This is a genomic window from Coleofasciculus sp. C1-SOL-03, from assembly GCF_040220555.1.
GTDB lineage: Bacteria > Cyanobacteriota > Cyanobacteriia > Cyanobacteriales > Coleofasciculaceae > Coleofasciculus.
On sequence record NZ_JAVJUO010000071.1, the window covers coordinates 93,378 to 118,719 of the forward strand.

17 protein-coding genes, 1 tRNA gene and 1 pseudogene are annotated in these 25,342 nt (G+C 45.9%); 7 read left to right on the forward strand and 12 right to left on the reverse strand.

Translation table 11 applies throughout. The features are described from left to right. Window positions 1-75: 75 nt before the first annotated feature. Window positions 76-157: transfer RNA gene (locus RIE73_RS11750), tRNA-Leu, on the reverse strand. A gap of 161 nt (window positions 158-318) precedes the next feature. Here RIE73_RS11750 and accC point away from each other — a divergent pair. Next, a complete protein-coding gene (gene accC, locus RIE73_RS11755; RefSeq protein WP_446401334.1) occupies window positions 319-1,674 on the forward strand; it encodes an acetyl-CoA carboxylase biotin carboxylase subunit in 1,356 nt (451 codons plus the stop codon). 14 nt (window positions 1,675-1,688) lie between these two features. Here accC and RIE73_RS11760 read toward each other — a convergent pair whose 3' ends face one another. Together RIE73_RS11760 and RIE73_RS11765 are read right to left on the reverse strand one after the other, a co-directional pair. Next, a complete protein-coding gene (locus RIE73_RS11760) occupies window positions 1,689-1,973 on the reverse strand; it encodes a YggT family protein (RefSeq protein WP_446401335.1) in 285 nt (94 codons plus the stop codon). Window positions 1,974-2,484: 511 nt separating this feature from the next. Further along, window positions 2,485-2,988 carry a 2TM domain-containing protein gene (locus RIE73_RS11765; RefSeq protein WP_446401336.1) on the reverse strand — a complete coding sequence of 168 codons (504 nt, stop codon included), beginning with the start codon at window positions 2,986-2,988 and terminating at the stop codon, window positions 2,485-2,487. 283 nt (window positions 2,989-3,271) lie between these two features. On the opposite strand from RIE73_RS11765, the gene RIE73_RS11770 reads away from it, so the two are divergent. Together RIE73_RS11770 and RIE73_RS11775 are read left to right on the forward strand one after the other, a co-directional pair. Further along, window positions 3,272-4,393: a site-2 protease family protein gene (locus RIE73_RS11770; RefSeq protein ID WP_446401337.1), complete on the forward strand. Its 1,122-nt coding sequence runs from the start codon at window positions 3,272-3,274 to the stop codon at window positions 4,391-4,393. Window positions 4,394-4,618: 225 nt separating this feature from the next. Next, entirely contained in the window at window positions 4,619-4,840 is a 222-nt protein-coding gene (locus RIE73_RS11775) for a hypothetical protein (RefSeq protein WP_446401338.1), read from the forward strand. Between the two features lie 110 nt (window positions 4,841-4,950). Here the strand turns inward: RIE73_RS11775 and glgB are convergent, their stop codons facing one another. The 4 genes from glgB to RIE73_RS11795 all read right to left on the reverse strand — a co-directional run bounded on the left by glgB (window position 4,951) and on the right by RIE73_RS11795 (window position 11,634). Continuing rightward, complete coding sequence (gene glgB, locus RIE73_RS11780) at window positions 4,951-7,236, reverse strand: 1,4-alpha-glucan branching enzyme (protein ID WP_446401339.1); 2,286 nt, start codon at window positions 7,234-7,236, stop codon at window positions 4,951-4,953. 196 nt (window positions 7,237-7,432) lie between these two features. After that, a complete protein-coding gene (locus tag RIE73_RS11785) occupies window positions 7,433-7,723 on the reverse strand; it encodes a hypothetical protein (protein ID WP_446401340.1) in 291 nt (96 codons plus the stop codon). Window positions 7,724-7,920: 197 nt separating this feature from the next. Beyond that, window positions 7,921-8,457, reverse strand: a complete 537-nt coding sequence (locus RIE73_RS11790) for a DUF2721 domain-containing protein (protein WP_446401341.1) — start codon at window positions 8,455-8,457, stop codon at window positions 7,921-7,923. A gap of 267 nt (window positions 8,458-8,724) precedes the next feature. Continuing rightward, window positions 8,725-11,634 carry a PAS domain S-box protein gene (locus RIE73_RS11795; RefSeq protein WP_446401342.1) on the reverse strand — a complete coding sequence of 970 codons (2,910 nt, stop codon included), beginning with the start codon at window positions 11,632-11,634 and terminating at the stop codon, window positions 8,725-8,727. A gap of 538 nt (window positions 11,635-12,172) precedes the next feature. Here RIE73_RS11795 and RIE73_RS11800 point away from each other — a divergent pair. From RIE73_RS11800 to RIE73_RS11810, 3 genes are all read left to right on the forward strand, one after another. After that, window positions 12,173-13,249, forward strand: coding sequence for a hypothetical protein (locus RIE73_RS11800; RefSeq protein ID WP_446401343.1), 1,077 nt, complete (start codon window positions 12,173-12,175; stop codon window positions 13,247-13,249). Window positions 13,250-13,558: 309 nt separating this feature from the next. Beyond that, window positions 13,559-14,410 (forward strand): slipin family protein, encoded by an 852-nt coding sequence (locus RIE73_RS11805; RefSeq protein ID WP_446401344.1) that lies wholly within the window; start codon window positions 13,559-13,561, stop codon window positions 14,408-14,410. A 182-nt stretch (window positions 14,411-14,592) separates the two neighbouring features. Next, window positions 14,593-15,228: a type I restriction endonuclease gene (locus RIE73_RS11810; protein ID WP_446401345.1), complete on the forward strand. Its 636-nt coding sequence runs from the start codon at window positions 14,593-14,595 to the stop codon at window positions 15,226-15,228. Window positions 15,229-15,589: 361 nt separating this feature from the next. Here RIE73_RS11810 and RIE73_RS11815 read toward each other — a convergent pair whose 3' ends face one another. The 4 genes from RIE73_RS11815 to RIE73_RS11830 form a co-directional block, all read right to left on the reverse strand. Then, window positions 15,590-17,353: a ShlB/FhaC/HecB family hemolysin secretion/activation protein gene (locus RIE73_RS11815; protein WP_446401346.1), complete on the reverse strand. Its 1,764-nt coding sequence runs from the start codon at window positions 17,351-17,353 to the stop codon at window positions 15,590-15,592. 216 nt (window positions 17,354-17,569) lie between these two features. Then, a complete protein-coding gene (locus tag RIE73_RS11820) occupies window positions 17,570-17,995 on the reverse strand; it encodes a Spy/CpxP family protein refolding chaperone (protein WP_446401347.1) in 426 nt (141 codons plus the stop codon). 65 nt (window positions 17,996-18,060) lie between these two features. Beyond that, window positions 18,061-20,679: a two-partner secretion domain-containing protein gene (locus RIE73_RS11825; protein ID WP_446401348.1), complete on the reverse strand. Its 2,619-nt coding sequence runs from the start codon at window positions 20,677-20,679 to the stop codon at window positions 18,061-18,063. Window positions 20,680-21,265: 586 nt separating this feature from the next. Next, the gene (locus RIE73_RS11830; protein ID WP_446401349.1) at window positions 21,266-21,469 is read right to left on the reverse strand and encodes a hypothetical protein; all 204 of its coding nucleotides are present in this window, start codon (window positions 21,467-21,469) and stop codon (window positions 21,266-21,268) included. A gap of 396 nt (window positions 21,470-21,865) precedes the next feature. Between RIE73_RS11830 and RIE73_RS11835 the strand changes: the two genes are divergently transcribed. Then, window positions 21,866-24,448: a glycogen/starch/alpha-glucan phosphorylase gene (locus RIE73_RS11835; RefSeq protein WP_446401350.1), complete on the forward strand. Its 2,583-nt coding sequence runs from the start codon at window positions 21,866-21,868 to the stop codon at window positions 24,446-24,448. A 185-nt stretch (window positions 24,449-24,633) separates the two neighbouring features. On the opposite strand, the pseudogene RIE73_RS11840 reads toward RIE73_RS11835, so the two are convergent. After that, a pseudogene (locus tag RIE73_RS11840) lies at window positions 24,634-25,194 on the reverse strand (ATP-binding cassette domain-containing protein); the annotation flags it as partial. Between the last annotated feature and the right edge of the window lie 148 nt (window positions 25,195-25,342).

Consider the following 25,342-nt stretch of genomic DNA (forward strand, 5'->3'; position numbering starts at 1 on the left):
CGATCGCGCTTTTTTCCCCGGCTATCCTGCACAAACAAAGCGAATCACTGCCCGATGCCGTCATACACCAGGGAGTGCGGATGGCGAGACTCGAACTCGCAAGGCTTACGCCACACGCCCCTCAAGCGTGCGTGTCTACCAATTCCACCACATCCGCATGGCTAACCTATTATATCAACTCTTGTGGGAAAATTACGACATCTCAACAATTTTATTGATGAATCCCATCAGAGAACGTCGCCAATGATTCCCCCAGGATGCCACCAAAGGGGACAATCCCCCTTATCCTACAGAATACGGATCTAGCAGCGCTGTTTTATGGACTTTGCCAAAATCTTAATTGCCAATCGTGGGGAAATTGCCCTGCGGATTCTCCGAACCTGTGAAGAAATGGGAATTGCCACCGTTGCCGTTCACTCGACCATCGATCAACAAGCCCTCCATGTCCAACTGGCGGATGAAGCTATATGCATCGGTGAAGCACCCAGTAGCAAAAGCTACTTGAATATTCCCAACATTATCGCCGCCGCCCTGACGCGCAACGCCACCGCCATTCATCCCGGCTATGGTTTTTTGGCAGAAAATGCCCGATTTGCCGAAATTTGTGCCGATCATCAAATCTCCTTTATCGGTCCGTCACCAGAAGCGATGCGGGCGATGGGGGATAAATCCACCGCCAAGGAAACCATGCAACGGGCAGGTGTTCCCACCGTACCCGGCAGTGAGGGATTGTTGAGTAGTGAACGGGAAGCCATCGCCCTTGCCACAGATATCGGTTATCCGGTGATGATTAAAGCCACAGCCGGCGGTGGTGGACGAGGGATGCGCTTAGTTCCCGATGAGAGTGCGATGAGTCGCCTGTTCCAAGCCGCCCAAGGGGAAGCCGACGCCGCCTTTGGTAATCCAGGACTTTATCTGGAAAAATTTATCGTCCGTCCCCGCCACATTGAGTTTCAAATTCTTGCCGATAGTCACGGTAACGTGATTCATTTGGGAGAACGGGACTGTTCCATTCAACGGCGTCACCAGAAACTCTTAGAAGAAGCCCCCAGTCCCGCCTTAACCCCCGAACTACGAGAAAAAATGGGAAACGCTGCCGTCATGGCGGCCAAGTCGATTAATTACGTTGGGGCGGGTACCGTTGAGTTTCTGCTGGATGCCATGGGTAATTTTTACTTCATGGAAATGAATACCCGCATTCAAGTGGAACATCCTGTCACCGAGATGATCTCAGGATTGGACTTAATTGCCGAACAGATTCGGATTGCCCAAGGCGAACCCTTGAAACTGACTCAAGACCAAGTAAAACTTAAAGGACATGCGATTGAATGTCGGATTAATGCTGAAGATCCCGATCGCAACTTCCGTCCTCAACCGGGGCGGATTAGTGGGTATCTACCCCCTGGAGGACCCGGCGTGCGAATGGATTCCCATGTGTATACCGATTATGAAATTCCTCCCTATTATGACTCATTAATCGGCAAGTTAATCGTATGGGCACCCAACCGCGATGCCGCGATTCGCCGCATGAAACGCGCCCTGCGTGAATGTGCGATTACTGGGGTTGCCACTACGCTGAGTTTCCACCAAAAAATCTTAGAAACCCCAGCGTTTCTCAGTGGTGATGTGTATACGAATTTTATTGAACAAATGATGGCAACTGCCCAATCCTAAAGCAGTAGGGGCGATCAGTGCATCATGGTCAGTAATCCTTGCTGACCCAAAAGAATCTCCCGCAGTAAGCTTACAATCCCAACCCAAATAATCGGCGTAATATCTACACCCCCAATGGGCGGCACCAGTTTGCGGGTTGGGACTAAAAAGGGCTCTGTGGGCAAAGCCACCAGATTAAAGGGAAAGCGGGTTAGATCGATTTGAGGATACCAGGTCAGGACAATCCGGAAGATGAAGAGTAAGATAGCCAGTCCCAGTAAAGGGCTGAGAATCCATGTTGCCAGTGTCACAGTATTCATGAGATAAGTCCTAATTTCACAGAAAAGTATGGAAACCAGTTAGCCAGTGTAACGCAAGACTGGAAAAAAAGTCCACTTACTTATCTATAATTGAAGTCAGTATTCAGGTAAGAGTTAGGATGACAATTCAGTTTCAAATACCTGAGTTGTTAACTCTCGAATAACGGGTAAATCTCGGCTAATTAAATCATCCCAAGCGGCTTTTTAATAAATTAGGTGGACACAATTAAAGTTAAGGGTTGAGATTAGGCAACAGGGAACAGGCAACAGCAAGCTCCTTAAGGCTGGTGGGCAATGCCCACCCTACTGGATATCAAGGGTTTCGGCGATTCCCAAATGCAAATTCTCAATGCCATTGGTATTAAGTTAGTTGTAGGGGCGGGTTTAGCCACAATACAATTGTAGGGGCGGGTTTAGGGACTAAATTCAGCTAGTCACCGATAACTGTTCAACAAAACCCGCCCTGATTAACATGTCATAAACGGGATAGTTGTGTCGCTTGGGTTACAAATCACCCCGTTGCTTTAATCCAATTATTCAGCCGGGTAAAAATGGATTGAGTCAACTGATTAAGCTGTTGCTGACGATACCACTTTTGAAACGCTTTCTCATAAGCGTCTCCGTGCAGTTGATAGGTATTCCAGGTCTTCAAACCCAACCCTGCTCCCCAAAATAAGAGAATATATAACGCCCAGGAAAGCTGACCAGCACTGAGCAGGTTAATCACCACTAAAAAGCTATTAACGATAATATATTTGCCAAACCGCTGCTTGAGTTGGCTGCGCCGATACTGCTCAAACTCCTGGCGCTTTTGTTGCTGGTGTTGCTGAAGCCGCCATTCCTGTTCCGCTAGCTGAAGGTTAGCTGGTGAGATTCCCAATTCAGCCGCAATTTCCACAAGCTGCGTCCGGGAAAACTCACCGTCATTGGCTTGACGGGCGATCGCCAGATTCAAGATTTGCTGGAGATCGTCTTGGTGATAAGACTGGATAGAAGTGTGTTCAGAAACAGACATGACCTAGATTAAGAAGATGAGTGGGCTGAAGATGAAAACAAAAAAAAGAGTGGCACGCGCTTGGTTGTCCTTCCTCTATTATTATCAACGACACCTAGATAGACAGGACAGATCTGATGATGTTCACAACCGAACCCCTGGGGTCGGATTTTACGAAAAACACGGGTGGAACGGAAGTTTTACATTTCGTTACGATAGATTCAGACGGCAAGGAGGATAGGATAAACCCCAAGGAGGACAGTATAAAAACCTATTCTTTTACAGTAGATTTGAGGTATTTTGTATGAACGGTAGTATTCGTGTTGGTAATTTATTGGGGATTCCCTTTTATGTAAACCCTTCCTGGTTTTTAGTTCTAGCTTTGGTCACCTTTGAGTTTGGGGGGTATCTCAGCGGGTTTCCCGGATTGACGGGTATCTTACCCTGGGTGCTGGGATTTGTGGGGGCGCTGTTGCTATTTGCTTCGGTTTTAGCCCATGAATTGGGACATAGTTTGGTCGCCATTCGTCAGGGGATTGAAGTGAAATCGATTACCCTGTTCCTCTTTGGGGGTCTAGCCAGCTTGGAGAAGGAATCTCAAACTCCAGCCGAAGCCTTCTGGGTGGCGATCGCAGGTCCTTTAGTTAGTTTAGCCCTTTTTGCCCTATTTACAGTCATTGGCGTTAACACGGGCGTTTCGGGTCCTGTAGCGGCTATTCTCAGCCTACTAGCTTCGATTAATCTCGTCTTAGCTGTGTTTAACCTGATTCCTGGTTTACCCTTAGATGGGGGCAATATCCTCAAATCCGTGGTTTGGAAAATCACGGGGAATCCCTATCGAGGTGTTGTCTTTGCCAGCCGCGTTGGTCAGGTTGTCGGATGGTTGGGAATCAGCATCGGTATCCTGTCTGTATTGGGACTGAGTAACTTTGGCAGTATCTGGACGTTATTAATTGGCGTGTTCTTGCTGCAAAATGCGGGGATGTCGGCGCAATCTGCGACTCTGCAAGAGAAACTTCAGGATCTCAAAGCCGAAGATGCGGTAATTCCGGATAGTCCAATTATCTCAGCTGACCTGTCGCTGCGAGAATTTGCCAACAACTACATTATCGGCAAAAAAGAATGGCGCAAGTTCTTGGTGACGGATGAACAAGGACAATTGATCGGTGCGATCGCAGTTGATGATCTCAAAAAAGTCCCCACCTCGAACTGGACGATAACTCCCGTCAGCGAACTGGTACAGCCTGTGGATTTGGATGCGATCGTCAAATCCGATCAGTCTTTGTTAGAAGTGATTATGCTGCTCGAACAAGGCAAATTCACTCAATTACCTGTGGTACGCGAAAACGGAGTCCTGGTTGGACTGTTGGAAAAGGCATCGATTGTTAGTCTCTTAGAGAAGCGAACCCAAACCAATCCGGCTTAAGCGTATTGGCATCACTGAAACCAAATAATTGAGCCTAATCCCTCGAATAAAGTTCGGGGGATTTATAATATATTGGCATCCGGAACAAAATAAAAACAACCCTAACCGATAAAGGTATAGTAGCTACCTGGGCAGATTAGGACATTCTTTACTATTCCCTGTTCCCTGTTCCCTAATCTCAACCATTAACGTTAATGAAAGTCCGACTACTGAGGAGGTTAGATAGTGAGTGATTCAGTGAAGACCAAACTTAAGCGCTTAATCTTTTGGTTGCGAAAATTATCCGTTCATTTCATTGCTTATTTCTGGAAGTTACCCACTTGGTCAGTTGTGGTCGGGGCGACGGTTCTAGTCATCGGCGTGATTCTGATAACCGATGAGAACTCTCAAGTCTCTAAAATCCTGAATAATGTTCAAACCCCCTACCTTAACCTGAAGGGTACTTAATTCCGGCTGGTGGGCAATGCTACTAGGCTGGCACACCAACCATTAGCCCCGAAACCGTAGGGGCGCATGGCGTGCGCCCGATTCAAAGGTCTGAAGTCCCGGATTTAAGACTACTCTGATCCCAGGGCGGCGGCGGTTTTCTCCCGATTAAGCTTGAGAATCAACACACCTAGGGGAGGCAAACACAAGTCCAACGAATAGGGTTGATTGTGGAACCACCATTCATCCGTCCACTTCCCGCCTAAATTCCCCATATTACTCCCACCATACTCGCGAGCATCACTGTTAAACAGTTCGGTGTAGAAGCCCATTTCTGGAACCCCGATCCGATAATGGCTATGGGGTTGGGGGGTGAAATTGCAAACCGTGACCACAAACTCGTCAGAATCCTTAGCACGGCGAATAAATGCCACCACACTATGGCGATTGTCACTACAATCAATCCATTCAAACCCAGCTTCGGCATAATCTTGGGTATACAAAGCAGATTCTCGTCGATAGACCTGATTCAGATCACTCAAAAATAGCTTCAACTGCTGATGGGGTTCGTATTGCAGTAAATGCCATTCTAAATCGCCCCAGACATTCCATTCACTCCACTGACCAAACTCCATGCTCATAAACAGGGTTTTCTTACCGGGGTGAGTGAACATATAGGTAAATAAGCAACGGATATTGGCAAACTTTTGCCACTCATCCCCAGGCATTTTGCCCAGCATGTTGCTCTTCCCATGCACAATCTCATCGTGAGACAGCGCCAGCATGTAGTTTTCGGCATGGTGATACCACATACTGAAGGTGATATTATTCTGGTGGAACTGGCGGAACCAGGGGTCCATGTGGAAATAATCCAGCATGTCGTGCATCCACCCCATGTTCCACTTCAAGTTAAAGCCCAATCCGCCAACGTAGGTGGGCCAAGAGACCATGGGCCAATCCGTTGACTCTTCGGCAATGGAGAGGATACCAGGAAAATAGCTAAAGATTACATGATTCGCCTGTCGCAGGAAATCGGCGGCTTCAATGTTCTCTCTTCCCCCATACTGGTTTGTCACCCATTCTCCCGGTTTACGACAGTAGTCCAGGTATAGCATGGAAGCGACAGCATCCACGCGAATCCCATCGATGTGATATTTATCAAACCAGAACAGGGCGTTGGACACCAGGAAGTTACGGACTTCGTTGCGGTTATAGTTGAAAACTAAGGTTCCCCACTCTTTATGTTCGCCTTTGCGGGGGTCAGCATGTTCATACAAGTGAGTGCCGTCAAAGAAGGCTAAACCGTGACCATCTTTGGGGAAATGACCCGGTACCCAGTCCACAATTACGCCAATCCCGTTCTGGTGACACTGATCCACAAAATACATGAAATCGTCGGGTGTGCCATAGCGAGAGGTGCAGGCAAAGTATCCGGTTACCTGATACCCCCATGAGCCATCAAAGGGATGCTCGGCGACGGGGAGTAACTCAACATGGGTAAATCCCAAATCTTTCACATAAGGAATTAAGCGATCCGCCAATTCCCGATAGGTGAGAAATCGCGCTCCGGGTTTGAGATCCGATACCACAACCACGGGTTCCGGATTGCCATCCGCGCCAATGGCGGGTTCGGCGGAAGAGCCATGCATCCAAGAGCCTAAATGGACTTCATAGACAGAAATCGGCTGAGTCAGCGTATCGGTATGGCGGCGCTGTTCCATCCAGTCCTGATCATTCCAAGTATAGGCATCCAAGTCGGCAACAATCGAGGCGGTTTTAGGACGGATTTCTTGGCGGAAACCATAGGGGTCAGATTTTTCGTAAATATGCCCATCATAGTTTTTGATTTCATACTTGTAATGGTCGCCAACTGCCACTTCTGGGATAAACAGTTCCCAAATTCCTGTGTCACCCTTCCGCATTTGGTGCTTGCGCCCATCCCAGTGGTTAAAATCGCCTAAAACCGAAGCGTTGCGAGCATTCGGCGCCCAAACTGCAAAGTAGACACCCTGAACTCCATCTATTTCGGTGGGATGGGCTCCTAGTTTCTCGTAGATGCGATGATGATTCCCTTCGGCAAATAGATGCCGATCCAAGTCGGTTAAGCGGGGCGAACGGAAGGCATAAGGATCGTAGATCACCCGCTCATGTTCGCCTTCTTTGAGGCGTAACTGGTAGTTTGCCAGTTCTTCGATATCAATCTGGCATTCAAAAAAGTGGGGATGATGCACTGATTGCATCGGATAGTCTTGGCGTTGTTCTGGTAGCACAACCCACACGGCGTCAGCATTGGGGAAATACACCCGTACTGCCCAGGTGGTCTTTCCATCCTGTTCTAATCGGTGTGGACCGAGGACTTCAAAGGGGTCGTGATGTTGATTCCAGACAATTCGGTCAATCTGTTCAGGGGCAATCATGGGAAAATTCAAGGTATCTACTTCAGTGAATGGAAAATGGGTGTTAAATAATTTTAATATTTATATACTTTTTTGATTTTTTCTACACATTTGGCGGAAATTGGGGTATACAAACGGATTATAGCCTGTCGATTGGGTAATGTATCCAGCGCTACCCTTGAGGACAGAGTGGGACTTCCAGGGTTTTCTGCTTCGGCTAAAACGGGGTGACTGTTCGCACGAAATCCAGCAGTTGCAGCAGAAAAACAGTTTGCTGAATCTCAGGATCGAGTTCCGGAGTCGTTCCTCGCTGGGCTAATTCAGCTTTAAGTTGGGCGTATTCGGCGGCGGTAAGCGGTTCCCCATGGATAGGCGATCGCGCTTGTGTGATAATCTCGGTTCTCAACACCTCTTCGGGGAGGTCATCTGGGGGCGGTAACGCCAAAATCGGTTGAGCCACCCAACCCATTAATCCCAGACAGATACTAAAAAATATACCCTTTTCCACGCTTTTAAGCTAAAGATAGGTTTCAGTGTACAGACCTAACATACTATATCTGTTGGGAGTGCGATCGCTTCTGGCTGGTTCTTGGCGATCGCTTCGGTGAGTACCAATGATCATAAGCCTATTGGTGGTGTCACCCCTATTCCCCACACCCCACACCCCACACCCCACTCCTCTCCTCTATTCCTTCATGTTTGACGCTACTCTCCCGGCTTCGGTTCTTTTGACTGGGTGAAAAAGTCAACCATAATCGATTGTTTGTCTTGAACCTCCAGTAAAATTACCGAATAGGCGATTAATTCGTCAATCGCTAAACAAATTACTCCCACTAATACCAAAAACATTCCGGTGATAAATAAAAAAATTGGTACTCGTTCCAGTAACGTTATCCCCATAAAAAAATGCAGGGCAATCGCAAATGAGGTCAGGACAAAAAAAACAACCGCTAATGTATCACAGAGGGTTGAATTCCGCACATACCAGGCTCGACGCAATAGATTATTTAGTTGATGCTCTAAACTTAAAAAGCGAATATCTTCTCCGGAATCGAACTGTCCTTGGTGCGTTAACTCTCGCGAAAGGATTCTTTTTTCGTTGTTTAATAACCGGATGCGATTTAATAAGGAAGACTGTCTCGCATTTAATCCCAAAAAAAACAATCCACTGGAGGAAATCATCACGGCTGGTGCAAGGATGGCTTGAATGACTTGAGTGACAGTGAGAGACATTTGATCCATGATTTTCCTGGGTGCTACCTAGCTAAATCTTGAGCAGTATAGCGCAGGATTCCCCATGAATGCGATTGTCAGAGGAGATACATTATGTCAGGAATAATTTTGTAACCCACGTTACAGGACGTTTGTAGTAAGGGAACCTTAGCCCTAAATTAGTCGGGGCTTTAGCCTTACCTGAGAAATGGTGCGTTACGCTTCGCTAACGCACCCTACAATTGGACGACGATTGGACGACGATTGGACGACAATTTGCTGGGTGGAAAAGGGTATTTACTCTACCATCGATTGCAAAGGTAACATCACCGTAAACGTTGTCCCTTTGCCGACTTCACTTTCTACTGTAATTAGTCCACCATGCAAATCTACGCATTTCTTGACAATAGCTAATCCTAATCCCGTTCCCTGAATTGTACCAACATTACCGGCTCGTTGAAACGATGAGAAGAGTTTTTTGATATCCTCTGGTGGAATACCAATCCCCTGATCTTGAATATGGAAAATTGCCGATTCTCCTTCACAGGTTAACTCAACCTTCACCTCACTCCCTTGGGGAGAATATTTAATCGCATTAGACATTAAATTCGTCAAGATATGCTGTAAAAGCTTCTCATCCATTTGAGCTTGACTACAGTCGCCATGGCTAACAAACTTAATCGAATGCTGTTGACTAATGCTCATTTGCAGGGTGTCTACAATGTCCTGACAGAAGCCAATTAAATCCATTGAGGCTGGCTTAAACGTCAGTTTCCCTGCCTCAGCTTTACCAATCGTTAGCACATCATCCAATAGCTGCGTCATCCGACTCACCGCGATTTGAATCCGCTGATGGTGAGCTTTTTTCTTCTCATCGGTTAACTTTTTGCTGTAGCGATCTAAGAGTTCTGACGATGACAGAATTGCCGTTAAGGGGGTGCGGAATTCATGAGACACCAAGGAGACAAAACTAGAGCGTAGTTCACTCAGTTCTCGTTCCTTTTCCAAGGCTTTAATTATTTCTGCTTCTGCCTGTTTCAACGGTGTAATATCCCGTCCCACTGCCTGAAATTCTACAACATTCCCATCATTATCGAACATCACCCGCTCTGTCCATTGTTGCCAGCGAATCTCATTGTCTGGCAAAATGACCCGGTGTTCGTAGGTAACGATGGGTTGTTCAATGGAAAGGGTTTTAAATTGCTGGTTGACAAATTCTTGGTCAATTTCCGGAATCTGGGGTTTAAATCGATATCCGATTAATTCGGAGCGTTGTTTGTTGAAATAGCGACAGTAGGCATCATTAACAAATGTGAATGTGCCATCGGCTTTAAACCGACAAATCAATTCGGTTTGATCTTCAACAATGGCTCGATAACGTGCCTCACTTTGGCGCAGGGCTTCCATCGCTCGTTTGCGTTCAGTGATATCCTCCACCATGGCTAAGGTATAGAGAACTTCACCTTGTTGACCTCGCAAGGCAATCAGGGTTAAATTCACCCAGACTAAATCGTTATTCTTTTTGATATAACGTTTTTCCAGTTGGAAGCTGTCCATCTCCCCGCGAATGAGCTGCTGCATATAAGGAACTTCCAGCGCCAACTCGTCGGGGTGGGTAATATCCTTAAAGCTGAGTGCCATGACTTCGGATTGAGTATACCCCAGCATGGAATAAAATGCGCGATTGACGCGAATATAGCGATCATTTAAGTCTGCCAATGTCATGCCAATGGGTGCTTCATCAAATACCCGACGAAACTGTTGTTCGCTATTGCGTAACTCGGCTTCGGTTTGCTGATGCTGAAGAATTTCTGCTTGCAGTTGCTGATTTATCTGTTGGAGTTCGTGTGTTCGTTCTTCAACCCGTTGTTCTAAATCCCCCATCGCCGCTTGCAGTTTGGCTTCTACTTGCTTACGATCGCTAATATCCCGACCTTCGGCAATTAAGAGTTCGATCTCGCCGTTTTCATTTCGCAGGGGTTTGAGGGAAAAGTCAATCGTGATTATGGAATTATCGGGCGCTAATATATCGGCTTCATAGCGAATGGTTTTCCCTGTCGCCGCTTCCGCAATCGCCGTTTGCAACTGCTGTTGAGTTTCGGCAGAAATTGTCCAACATTTTAATTGCCAGAAGGGATATCCGATTACTTGAGAACTATCCAGTTGGCAAAAGTCTGTAGCTGTCTGGTTATCAGCGATGACATTCCCCTCTAACGTTAACAAGCTGGATAATTGGAAGGTTTGATTGAAAACCGCCCGAAATCGCCGTTCACTTTCTCGCAGTTGGGATTCAGCTTGCTGGCGACTCAAGGCGTTAGCAAAGATACCACCAATGATTTGTAAGAGGGAGAGGATATCGTCTGACCAAATTTTTTCGGCGTTAACCGCAGAACACCCTAAATAGCCGATGAGATGATTACCTTGGGCGATGGGAACCATGGCGATAGATTTAGCCCCGGTTAACTCCATCGCCTGTTTCAGGGAATTGGCTTCGGGTGGCAAATCGCTGCGGTGGGAAATTTGAATCGCTTCTAAGTTTCTCAGTTTTGCCATTCCCCAAGGGTAAGAGGCGGTGGGAAAATCTTGCCATTGGGGTTGGATGGAACTCACATCAGGTGCAGTCCATTCCTGGATGATACTGGCTGTGGAAGTGTCTTCTGAGAATAATGCCATGTAAGTGCGATCGCACTGGCAAAAGTCACCAATTTTTTCCAGGGTGTGCTGAATCGCCTCATCAATGCCACCATCAGAGGACAACTGGATGAATTGATGGGATAGGCTAGTGATTAACTGCTCAAACTCGATGCGTTCTTTGAGCTTGGCTGCTGTGTGCTTGGTTTCGGTGATATCTTGACCAACACCATACAACCTACCATCATCTCCCGGAATGAGTTTCCACGCTAGCCAGCGATAACTCCCGTCTTGGTGGCGAATACGATGCTCACACTCCACCGCCTCGGTTGAGGTAAAATGGGCGATGGTGCTGTCGCGATCATCGGGATGAATCAGTTCCCCGGAAGTATGCGATCGCAACTCCTCCTCTGTCCAGCCCAAAACCTTTTCCCATGCCGGATTCAGCGGCTGCCAATATCCATCTTCATGCCATATTCCGAATAAATCATCCGATATTCTCAAAAATAAATTCTGAGTGAATTCCCGGTTGGCTGGTTTATCCATGGATTCACTAGGCGTTTGAAAACTATTCATTTTAATTTAGGTTGTAATCCCTCTGGACGACGGCAAACGATAATGTTTAGATGCACCCCTCTTAATTTTTCAGTATAGTCACGTCATACAGAAGCTAAACATTGTACTACACCAACACCAGACATGGGGAGACTGCTCGGTAATGTAGAGACGCGCCATGGCGCGTCTGGAAGCCGGGGAAGCCAGGAAAAATTCCCCGTATTTCTTTAAAAAAGGTTTACATAAATTCATATATTTGCGTTTATACTAAACATTAAGACTGTTACATTAACGCAAGCCTAGACCTTCAGGGCAAAATTTTCCCATCCGTTCACCAAAGCAGGGAGAGTAACCCCCAACTCAGACGTACCATGGCACGTCTCGACATAACTTTTTCCTGGGAACCTTCTGCCATCTGCCATTTGCCATCTGCCATCTGCCTTGTCTCTACCCAAAAGAGGGTAGTTAACCCGAATTTAGTCTAAAAGGGGATCTACCAGCCAACCATAGGCACTCATCCGACTTGTTGGATATCCTCACCACACACTAGGAGTATTTCATGCTGGTAACCACCCCATTAGATAAAAGTATCACAGTTAAACGCCTGCTTAAGCTTTGGGCAGCCCGTTATGTCCCTGACTTATCCACCCTTTCCTTAACCACTAATAAATGTACAACGACTGAGTTAATGGAAGCCGCCTCTCCCCAAGGGCGAGAGAAAACGGTGACTAAACTCTCTCGACTAATCGAAATTCACTGTAAATGTGCGGGGATTCGCACCAGTATTCTCTTCTCCTATATTCCCAACGTTGTCAACTTAACCGAATCCCAGGGCATTGCCACATCCTCAGCGCAGGTTTATGAGAAGGTTTTATCCGTCTATGGAAAACAGTCACCCAGTTCATCTCTGATTGAGACTTTATCTCAAGCAGACACTGTGGATATTTCCACCGATTTATATAAAATCTCGATCCTGCCCAAATTAGAGTTACCCGAAATATCCTCCCTCGTCACCATCCTGACGCCTGAATTAATGCAATTTCAGTCCCAGCATTTATCTGCCCATAATCAAAATACGCTGGGATTTATGAGTACCCAGTTTCATCTGAGTTCCAAGGTGTTACTGAATCGGTTAAGCCTACCGGAACAGTTATTGCTCTCTCCTTACTTTAAATTTATTGAAGAGCAAGTTTGTATTCCCTGGCAACGGGTTTGTACAGCGGCGGCTCAACATTCCCTGAATTCTCCTATATTAGCCTTAGTCGAGCAACTCATCCCCAAGAGTCAGGAAATTGCCACAAGGGTTTATCGCCAAGCATTAGAGCGATTCCCCAATTATCGCAGCCGTCGTGGGAAACTGGATCATCCAGAAGTCAAAACCTCAAGTATCCGTGATGTGGAGATGTTTCAAGCCTATTTATGGGTTTGTGTGTTGGAGGAGAGTATGGCAGCAATGGAGAAGGAACTCTATCCCTTATGTGAGATGGTTTATCCCAGTGTGAGTGTTAGTTGGGAACTGGTAGAAAAAATGGTTGGACTTTTGACAGAAAAAATTCTCATTCGTCTAGACTCTGAGCAACAATCAATCGTTCAGCCTTATACCACCGCGATGAAGAAATTGTTTGCTTGTCGGTAAAGGAAACTAAGTCCTATTACTGTTAAAATAGGCGCACAACCTGCGCCCCTACAACTCACCAATTAAGGTGTGCCACAGCAGTACATCCATTGAACGGCGAAGGTAGAGATATCGGCTATGTCTCTACCTTCCTATCTGGCTTATAGCGCTACGCGAAGCGGGAATAGGGAATAGGCTTTCTTGCAATAGTGAAGATAAAAGCTTACCTGACAAGGGATTGAGAGATTTGAATTTTTCTTTTATGTCCTAACCTTAGTGCGTAGTGCTATATCTCCTACAATAGAGACATTAGAGTTGGTGCAAGTCTCTATGGAAACCATTATTGGCACAATGTTCGGAATCATCCTGCTGGCGGGACTCAGCGGTTTTAAGATTGATCGCGAATATGAACGCGGTGTGATCTTCCGCCTGGGACGGTTCAGCAATGTCAGAGGACCGGGTATGTATTGGATTTTACCGCTGATTGACCAAAAAGCTCAAGTCGATATCCGCACCAAAACCGTGGATATTGCCCCCCAAGAAGCGGTGACGGCTGACAGCGTGACAATCAAAGTCAATGCGGTTTTATATTATCGCATCATTGATCCATCGCGGGCAATTAATAAAGTCGAAAATTACGAAATCGCGGTTTATCAAGCCGCAATGACGACATTACGGAATGTCGTGGGACAAAATATCTTAGATGATGTCTTGCAAAACCGCGATAAAATCAACCTACGTGTGCAAGAAATTGTAGACGAAATTACCGAATCCTGGGGAGTCGTGATTGAACGGGTAGAAATCAAAGATGTAGAAATTCCCACGAATATGCAACGGGCAATGGCAAAAGAAGCCGAAGCCGTGCGGGAAAAACGGGCGCGTCTGATTAAAGCTTCTGCCGAACAAGAAGCATCAATTAAGTTAGCTGAAGCCTCGCAGAAGATTGTGGAAAATCCAGCCGCTTTAGAACTACGGCGTTTACAAATGCTGACGGAAATCGGCGCAGAAAATAACACCACAACCTTGATTATGATGCCATCAGATTTTATTACCTTAGCCAAGCAATGGACAGAGGTATTAGATCAGGGCAATAAGGTCGAGAATAATGGAAGTGTTCAGGTTAAATCAACAGATGAGCCGATTCCTTTAGATTTGTCCTCCATTCCAGAGGATAACCCGTAGTTCGTAGTTCGTAGTAAGGGCTTTAGCCTAATCATCGTATTATACCCAGGGATCAACCTGACAATTCAATCGGGCGCACGCCGTGCGCCCCTACGGTTTCTTGGTGGAATTATCATCCTATAAATTAAGTGTGCCACGCCAATATAAAACTCGCTATTAATGTAAAAACAACATATAAACCTATGACAAAAACCCTAACAATTAGTGAAGTCGTTACCTCCCTTAACGAAGCCGAATCGCGGTTCAATATTCGCCAGAGTGATAATCTTGAGTTCTTTTCAGAATGGCAGAACAATCTTCCTGAACTCACCCAATCCGAACAGGACACCCTAGACCGGATTAAAACGAGCTATCTCTACAACAGTGCAGATGGTTCAATGACCGAAGCGACCGTTAATTTACTCCTCGTTTCCCCACTGTTGTACCTAGCAGGTTTTTGTGATCCACCCTATAAACTGAAAGGAGAAAAATCAGTCGAGTTTACGGTTGAAGAACGAGATGAAACCTATCGCGGACGCATCGACGCTCTCGTATTAAAAAATCAATTTTGGCTAACACTCATTGAATCCAAACAAACTAAATTTTCCTTTTCAGTCGCCATTCCCCAAGCCCTCGCCTACATGATGGCTAATCCTCATCCCACACAACCGTCTTTTGGCTTAGTTACTAATGGGGATAATTTCCTTTTCCTTAAATTAATTCAAGAACCTGTCGGTTACTATGATTTGTCCACGGATTTTTCCATCTTTGCTCGTCCGCACAATGAACTATACACCGTTCTACAAATTATGAAACGAATTGGCACATTAATTACATGAACAAAAGCAGGTTCGTAGTTCGTAGTAAGGGCTTTAGCCTGATCATCGTGTCATATCCAGGAATAAATCTTACAGGTTCGTAGTAAGGGCTTTAGCCTAATCATCGTATTCTATCCAGGGATAAACCTGACAATTAAATCGGGCGCACGCCGTGCGCCCCTACATTTGGGTGTACCTCACGCACTTGGGAACTGCTAGCCAGAAATTTGTTTGCTCATTGTTGTTACTGTACCTCATAGCAGCGCGAAGCGCTGTAAGCTGTCATGCATTTAAATTGGGTATTAGTAGCGAACAAGATGCTAGCACTAAAAGGATTTCGTCATGATTGACATTAAGCTTGAAAAGCCGAACCGCTGACCGATTAAAACTGATAGCCTACACTAAAATGAAATCCCTCATCTTGAGCATTTTCTCTGCGATCATCCAAATCCACAAAGGGAATCCCATAGTCGAGGCGGATATTTAAGTTAGGGATAGGTTCCCAAAGTAAGCCTAATCCTAAACTCGCTAAAAACGTCTGATCGGGTTGATCATTGGGATTATCAGGATGATTCCACACCGCCCCTACATCAACAAAAGGTGCAAGTTGAAACGTCGGTAATCCGCTTGGATTCCTCTCCAGTGTAATCCGATCTTCAATCGAAACGCGAAACCCATTATCACCAGAACGCACATTTTGCCTGTACCCGCGCAGCGTTTGTCCGCCACCAATTACAAATTGTTCAGAAGCCAAGAGAGAATCGGGGGTAAGTTGTAAGTTAGCAGCAATAATTAATAGATGATTATCGCCCAATATCTGTGTGCGTTGCACTTGACCAAACCAGCTAAAAAAGCGACTATCTGGAATCGGTGCATCATTAGTCGTGGCGTCAAAGAAATCGGTACCAATGTTAAACTGCGATCGCAAACTCCATCCGCCCTGGATATCTTGTTTCACGTAGTCTTGTCCAAAGCGGAAGACACTGGTGCGACTCACGCCATCTTCATCGGGTCCAATCCCAAAGGGAGTGGGTAGGCGGTCAAAAATAAAGGTTTGACCATCTCGGTAACTAAACCCTAAAGACAGGGCAAATTCTTGGCGCAGAGTACGAATTAAGGGTTGACGGAAGCTAATTTCATAGAGTTCGGTTTCCCCTTCGATATTCAGAGTATCAAAGGGTTCTTCGGTAATTTCATTGCGGTCAATAACGGTACGCAGTTGTAGTGTTCCGTCTTTTGCATTCAGGGGAACCTGATAGCTAAAATCAAACAAATTAGAACCGCCCGTTGTGGAACGGTAATAGGAACCGGAAAGCGTATCGCCAATTCCAATCAGATTTCGATAACCGAGTTGAACCCCTAAGCGTTCTGAACCAATGCTAGGGGGAGAATAGTTATCAACACTGACATTTCCAAAGAACGGATTTGCCTCTTCAACTTGGACGACAAGAATACTTTCACCGACTTCATTACCTGCTTCTAAGGTGGCGTTTAGGGTGTCAAAAAGGGGACTGGTTCTCAGCAGTCGCAATTGCTCTTCCAGCGTATCAATACGCAGGGGAGTAGTAATAGCTGATTGAACCCGTTTACGGATGTAGCTTGGCTTCAGTCGTTCGGTTCCTTCTATCTGAATGTCTGTTAAACGCCCTTCAATCACCTGAATGGTAACAACACCATCGGTTACATTCTGTTGCGGTAAAATCGCCGTCGAGGTAAAGTATCCAGCATTACGATAAAGTTGTGCGATCGCATCCGTGACATTCTGAAGTTCGGTTATGGTAACAGTGCGTCCTTCTAAGGGTTGAATAATCGGATTGAACTCCTCTGCACCAAAAACGGTACTCCCTACGACTTCGAGACGGTTAACGTCAATTGTCGTTTCCGTTGATTCAGTTGGGGGCGGTTGAACAGGTTCTTCCGGGGTTGGTAAAACGGGTTCAGTTTCCGTTGGTTCAGAAGGAATAGGTTCGGGAGTAGGTTGGAGAAATCGGTCTTCGTTGGGGTTGGGTTGTTGGGCGAAGTCAAAAGCAGGAAAATGTTCGGTAGGTTCTGGTAAAGTTAGGGGAGGATTAGCTAAAGCGTAACCCTGTTCAAGTGTTGCAATCAGGGTAAACCCCCCAATGAGTAATAATTTAGTTTGTATCATCTCACTCCTCTTACACCCTGTCTTGAGTTAGACAGATAAACGTTAAGGAAAGCTGGGTAGGCTTCACTATACCCAACTTTTTATGGCTTCTAAGCTATGGCTATCGCCAGTAGTGTCAGGACAGTATTGATTCGTAGAGACGTTCCGCTGGAACGTCTTCAGAAAGTGTGTTTGTCCTAACTATAATTAAGCTAAGGGCTAGAGTACATTAATATTTCAACGCGATTCGTCTAATCCTTGTACATAGCGTTCAAATAGAATTATTTGTTCGGGTTCAAGGACATTTCGTATCGCCATCCTGCTTTCAAATCGCATTCGTGAAATTTGAGATCTTAACTCCTCTATCTCATTAAATTTTTCTCGTAGCTGAGTCTCTGAAACTTCGGGATTGAGGAGAAGAACATCCAGTTCTTGTCGAGCTTTATCCAATTCTTCGTACAAGGGAATGATAGGTTCCCTTGTCTCATTTATTATTTGTAGTGCTTCTACTTGCCTTGAAGTCAGGTTGATTTTTTGTATTATTTCAGGGATTTCCTGAGGATTTGGAGTTTCGGAATTTTCTGTTGCTGCCTGTGAATTCACAAAGGTTGACTCTGCTAAAGCATTAGTATAACTCAGGGAAGATGCAACAACTATTAACACAGAAACACAACGGAGAAACATTATATTTATCTCCTTACTGAAGGATTCGCTTGAATTGTGTATCATTATTGAGATAATTCATACAAATTTACTCCACCCATGAAAGCGCTAACTCCTGCCTCATTATATGAGTCATTAGCATCCCATCCCCTCTCAATGTTGTTACCTTCACGGGCAACGTCCTTATAGTGCTCCATCGCGGCAAATTGAGCCTCTATAGTTTTCATAGGATTGTTTCCAATCAATGCTAAAACAGGTTCTGCTCGTTGTATGCCGGCGCCCGTAGAGAGTATAACTGCTGCTTCATGAAAGTTTGGATTGCTATTCGCCCCAGTTATTTGTTTCACCGCATTGACTATTCCAGCTTCAGTTTGGTTAATAAGATCAAGCGATTCAGTCAGTAGATTGTTAACCAATTGATTGGTGGTAAGGGCAGGAAACTCTTCAAGAAAGTTAGCAGAGGAACTAGTACCTCCCGTTCCTGGGGAAACTAAAAAGTCATCAGGATTAGGAGTACCAGAAACATTAGTATTTTGACCAATGTTTGTAACAGTGCTAGTGTTCTGAACAACACCATTGAGGGTAATAGTGCCACCTTTGCCAGTATCAATAATCCCCAAAGAACGAGAGGCGGCATCTATACGGTCAGCCGTGATGCCTCCATCCGCATTAATTGTGACATCGCCACCTCTATCGATTCCGCCGTTAGTCACAGTGTCGATAGATCGAACACTAAAGCTGCCATTTGTAATATTGACAGTTACTTCTCCCCCATTGCCATTAGCACTAAAAGAATCTTGAGTAGATTCAGCTATTGTATTGATGATTTGGGCACTAAAGTTACCGTCGTTTACATTAATAGTAACGTCTCCGCCATCGGCTTTGAGACCCTGAGCGCTTATCGTGGAAAGAATGATATCGCCTCCTGTAGCACTGAGGTTGATCGAACCCCCTTTCCCAAAGGTAGGCAAAATGGAAGAACCGCCATAGTTAGAATTGACTTGTCCGGCGCTGATACCTCCATTAGTGGCAGTCAGGTTAATCGCACCGCCTCCACCAAACGTTCCACCATTAATATTCCCAAGGGTGAGACTTGCTGCTGTAATCGTCAAGTCGCGTCCACCAGCGTTAATGTTATCCCCTTGATTCATGGTAAAAGCACCACCCGCTTCAAAGGTAATTGACCCACTACCAGGCTGAAACGCTAGCACCCTGTCCTGCATCGGTTCAATGGTAATCGTATTATCCGCCTGTAAGAGGACATTAGTATTACCTGACAAAGTTTCTAACTGGTTTTCGCTAATTGTCGTCGGTTCTGCATCAGCAAACATTACCTGACCGCTAAACCCACCAGGCGTCCCCCCAGCCGTAATCGTGATATCAGTTGGGTCAAGCAGTAACGTTCCACCTTCTCCATTAATTGCACTGGTATCAACTGTCCCCTCAAAAACTAAATTCTCCTTCCCCGATACCTCAACAAAACCCCCATCTCCAGCCACTGCACCACCACGGCTGCTGATATCACCAAAAAACTGAGTCGTATCATCTGCCCAAAGCACGACAGTTCCGCCATCGTTATTAGTCAATGCATCGGCTCGAATCGTGGAATTCTGATTAACAAAAGTCCGTTCGGCGTTGAAAACCTCACCTTGACCCTGATAGTCACCACCGACTAAAACTGTACCCCCACCATTACTACCCGAAGCATTAATTTCTGCATCAACCAAACCCACACGCTGCCCTAAAATGTGAACCGTTCCCCCAGTGTCACTGCTAGCCGTATCAATATTGCCAGAAACAATCGTCGTTCCTGTTTCTGTCGGAATTGGTTGATTTGAAGTGGCTAACCAAACTTGACCCTGATCATCAACTTGAATTTCGGTTGCTGGAACGACATCCCCACCTGTTACCAATTGTCCTAGACTTGCTGGTGAAATGTTGCCAACTCCGTTATCATCTAAATCGGTTACATCCAGCTTTAAACCCAGCGTCATATTTTCTTGGTTAATCACCACCTGACTGGTTCCGGGTACAGAGGCAACGCTAATTGTTCCGCCAGGTGCAGAGAACGTTCCCGTGTTAATCACTTGCCCAGCAACAACCGTTAAACCTTGCCCCTCACCCACAGCCAAATCCCCTGCATTAATAATGCTTCCTGGCTGTTCCATAGCAAAGGAAAAATTAGTGGGATCACCCATCAGTGCTTGATAATTGTTGTCACCCACGGCATTAAACTGACCCCCGTCAAACCCAATACTGCTAGCTGTCGTCGCCGTAAAAGCCGCCGGAACATTTAAACTCGCCTGAGTGCCAAAAACAATTCCAGCCGGATTCATTAAAAAGAGGTTAGAATTTCCCCCTGTAACCTGAATCAGCCCATTAATCAGGGACGCTTCCCCACCGACAACTCCCGCCAAAATGTTGCGAATTTCTGGGTTGGAGAGAAAGTTGGCAATTTGCCCCTGACTCAAGCCAAATTGCTCAAACTGGTGGAAGAGATTGCTGCCATCTCCGGACAACATACCGCCGCTAATATCAAGGCTCTCACCATTGGGAATAACGATGGTATTTGTCCCATCAGCAGGTGTTATGGATTGAGCTTGAATCGGTTTACTGTCCAGGCTCAGAGACAGTAAAGCTGTAGCGATCGCCATGGAACATCCGATTGGTTTGAGGGGTGACATGATGCATTCCTCAATAATTCTCTTTAATTCTATTTAATTCTCTTTAAGAATAGCATTAATCAGCCTTTCCCGCCTGATCCCGATCACCAAAGCATTTCCTTGGCTTTCTATTACCTTGTTTAGGCTAAACTTGTCAATTGGTGATAATTAAAACTACTTTTTTGTCCCAAAACGTTTAAATCTTCCAATCAGTTGCACTTCTTAACAAAACCTCATAATTGCATAGTTTTTACCCCTTTTCCGTAATAATCTACGAATTTTCAGGGGTTGCAGCGATTGTGATCTGACCCTAGTGCAGCGCGGCTTCAAATACTAACCAGTTAACAAGCTCCTTAAAAGCAGCTACATTATGTTCCTTATCGCCTTCTGCCATCTGCCTTCGGACTTCTGCCTTCTTGTACTAGCGATTTCGGGTATACTATCTATGATGGGCGTTTTCTGGGCAAAAATAATTTTGATTGACACAGCTAAACCCCTGAATTTTGCGTAAAATTTGGCTCTCTCCTATTTATGAAATATAAAAGACTTCAGGAATTCCGCCAACAAGCAAAAGTCCAGTAACTAATAACCCAAGACATAAGACAAGCTAAGATTGAACGGTTTCTAAGGGACGCGATCGCAAAATCTGACTGTTTGGCATAAGCTTTAGAGTATCGACATGAATAGATGACTGGCTGGGCTTCAGGGGAATCATCTCCTGATGGCAAACTGTGCAAAACCAATAAACACCTTGTCGTCTTACGTGGCGTAAGAGGGGATGACCACAACAAAGACAAGTTTTGACTTCCATAATTGCCTATCTCCTGATTTCATCAACAGTTGTTAACCACAGATCTGCGAATCGATAACTAAGACAAGTCATCAGTCAGTAGAGAACTCGCTACCCTTGAGAAGCAAGCTACGTCATTCGTCATACTCGCTCCCTTGAGAAGCAAGCTACGTTCTTTGTAAGGGTTTGAGGTCTATTTACACAACTTAATACAGTACCGTTTTCTTTTGTCTGACTACTTAGCGCCAAGGCATAACAGATTTTTACACAGACGTTCCGGATCACGGTCTGGTGCGGTTAAGCTGACGGATAGAGCGAAAGCAAACCCCAACGTCTGATACCTTGGCATCGCCAATTTTAGAGACTAGAGTAGCAGGGGGAACGATATTAAATCGTGTCATCAGTAACAACCAGTCTATGAATAACCAAGTTTTTGAACCCAATAGCGATCAACCCATCCAGTCGAATGTCTGCCTCCCGGAAATCCAAGTAGAAGACGATCGCACCGGGATGGCGGTGGAGACGCTAAAACGTGCCTTTGCCGATAACTTGTACTACATCCAGGGCAAGAACGAGTTCTTAGCCACCCCCTACGATTACTACATGGCTTTGGCTTACACAGTACGCGATCGCTTGCTGCATCGGTGGATTAATACCGCGACAACCTATCTGCAAAAAGAGGTCAAGTCCGTTTATTATCTCTCAGCAGAGTTTTTAATGGGTCGTCAGTTAAGCAATAACTTGCTCAACCTGAATATGTACGACCGAGTGTGTCAAGCCTTAGACGAATCCGGATTAAAGCTGGATGACTTAATGGCACTCGAACCCGAACCCGGATTGGGAAATGGCGGGTTAGGACGTTTAGCCGCCTGTTTTCTGGATTCCCTCGCCACCTTAGAAATTCCCGCCATGGGCTACGGGATTCGCTATGAATTTGGCATCTTCGATCAGCGTATTGAAGAAGGGGCTCAAGTCGAACATCCGGATAAATGGCTGCGGTTTGGCAACCCTTGGGAAATCCGCCGTCCCGAGTTAACCGTTGTCGTCAAGTTTGGCGGACATACCGAAGGGTATCATGATGAGAAAGGTCAGTATCGGGTGCGTTGGATTCCCGATCGCAAAGTCTTAGGAACGCCCTACGATACCCCTGTACCGGGATACCATAACAACACCGTCAATAGTCTACGTCTGTGGCGAGCCGGAGCCTCCGAAGAGTTTAACTTCCAAGTGTTTGACAGTGGAGACTATTCAGGCGCGGTGACAGACAAAATTTTCTCCGAGAATATTTCCAAAGTCCTGTATCCCAACGATAATACCTCTCAAGGTCAACAACTACGCCTAGAACAGCAGTATTTCTTCGTGAGCTGTTCACTCCAAGACATCATCAACACCTACCGCCGCACACACCGGAACTTTGACCACTTCCACGAAAAAATTGCCATCCAGCTCAATGACACCCATCCCTCAATTGGGATTGCTGAGTTAATGCGGCTGTTGGTGGATAAATATCAATTGGGATGGAACCGAGCCTGGTACATCACCAAACACACCTTTGGCTATACCAACCATACCCTGCTCGCCGAAGCCCTAGAACGTTGGCCCGTCAGCTTATTCGAGCGTTTGCTGCCGCGACATCTGGAAATTATCTACGAAATTAACCACCGCTTCCTCGAACAGGTCAAAGTCAAATATCCGGGTGATGGGGAGCGATTGCAACGCATGTCCCTGATTGAGGAAGGTGGCGAAAAATTTGTCCGCATGGCACATTTAGCTTGTCTCGGTAGCCATAGCATTAACGGGGTAGCCGCACTCCACACAGAGTTGCTCAAACAGCGAGTGCTGCACGATTTCTATGAAATGTTCCCCGAACGATTCAACAACAAAACCAATGGCATTACCCCGCGTCGCTGGCTACTGCTGAGTAATCCCCAACTTTCCAACTTGATTACGGAAAAAATCGGTGACAATTGGGTGGCTCACCTGCAAGACTTGCAAAAACTGGAAGCCTTTGCCGATGATCCGGAGTTTCGCCAACGGTTTGCCGCGATTAAGCAGCAGCACAAGCAAGAGTTGGTAGACTATATTCTGCTGTTTAATGACGTAGAAGTCGATCCCAATTCCTTGTTTGATGTCCAGGTGAAGCGATTACATGAATACAAGCGTCAGTTACTCGATGTCTTGTATATCATTACCCTCTACAACCGGATCAAGCGCAATCCAGGCATCGAAATTCTGCCCCGAACCTTCATTTTTGCAGGCAAGGCGGCGCCCGGTTACTATATGGCGAAGTTGGTGATCCGGTTGATTAATGCTGTGGCTAAAGTGGTCAACAACGACCCCGATGTCGCGGGTCGGATTAAAGTGGTGTTTATGGAAGGATTTTCGGTTTCCTTGGGTCAGAAAATTTACCCAGCGGCAAATCTTTCCGAGCAAATTTCCATGGCAGGTAAGGAAGCGTCAGGTACAGGCAATATGAAGTTTGCCCTGAATGGAGCGCTAACCATTGGCACTCTGGATGGAGCAAATATTGAGATTCGGGAAGCTGTAGGGGCTGATAATTTCTTCTTATTTGGTTTAACCGCACAAGAGGTCTATGACTTAAAATCCCGGGGCTACAACCCGATGGATTACTACCATAGCAATGCCCAATTAAAAGAGGTGATTGATCGCATTGCTTCGGGTGACTTCTGTCCTGAACAGCCAGACTTGTTCAAGTCGATTGTGGATTCACTCCTCTACAAAGACGAGTACCTGTTGTTTGCCGACTATCAATCTTATATCGATTGCCAAGATCGTGTCAGTCATGCCTATCGCGACCAAGAGAATTGGATTCGCATGTCGATTCTGAATACAGCTCGCACCGGGAAGTTTTCCTCAGATCGCACAATCCGGGAATATTGTCAAGATATTTGGAAGGTTGAACCGATCTCGATTGACATTGAGGAATACGTGCAAGAAGAAGCCGGGTTGAAGGTGACGAAGCCACCCCTTCATATTTAAGTCAAGTTGTGATTAATTGAGGTGCATCACGTTAATCATCAATGTAGGGGTTTGGTCTCCAAACCCCTCTCAGGGAGAGTATCAAAGAATATCCTTACGCTTGTGTAACCAAAGCGCGATCGCCAGATAAACAACGGTATGTACACAAAGGATACCCCAGTTAAGTCTCAGGTTGTCCCAGGATTGCGGACAAACTCTAGCTTAACTTGGTGGAGGGTGCGATCGACAATTGCCTTAACATCAGTATCCGGGGGTAATCGTAGCCGACAGGAGTAGGTGAGGACTTCAGCGACGGTTAAATCCGGATGAACGATATCATCTTGGGGGACATAGCCAATTTGAGACCGATAGAGGTTAAAATTCTGTCGCAGGTTATCGCCATTGAGAAAGACGCCACCTTCCTGGGTGGGTTCAATGCCTAAGAGAGTTTTTAATAGGGTGGATTTCCCCGTACCACTTCCGCCGACCAAGGCGACAAATTGTCCCGGTTCAATCGGGAGAGAGACGTGACTGAGGATGGTTTTGGTTCTCCCTTGTTTATCCTTCACCTGACGCACTAAGCGATGGGCGTCGAGGCGGATAAAATTGCCTCGATCCACTAATTCCAGGGTGTCTTGGCGTAATAGTAAGCTAAAGGGTCCGATGCGGATGGTATCGCCATCCTGGAGGGGAACGGTAGTATTGATCGGTTTTTCGTTCAGGAAGGTGCCATTGGTGCTACGGTCTTCTAAGCGGTAGCCGCCTTGGGGGGAGCTGACAGGTGTAGGTTTTTTACTTGAGGGTGGGGACAAGACAAGGAGGACAAGGAAGGAAAGTAGACAAGGTGGAGAAGAATTGTATAGTTCAAGACGTATTTATGAAAAAAGATTGTCGTGGAAATAAACCATTTAAGGA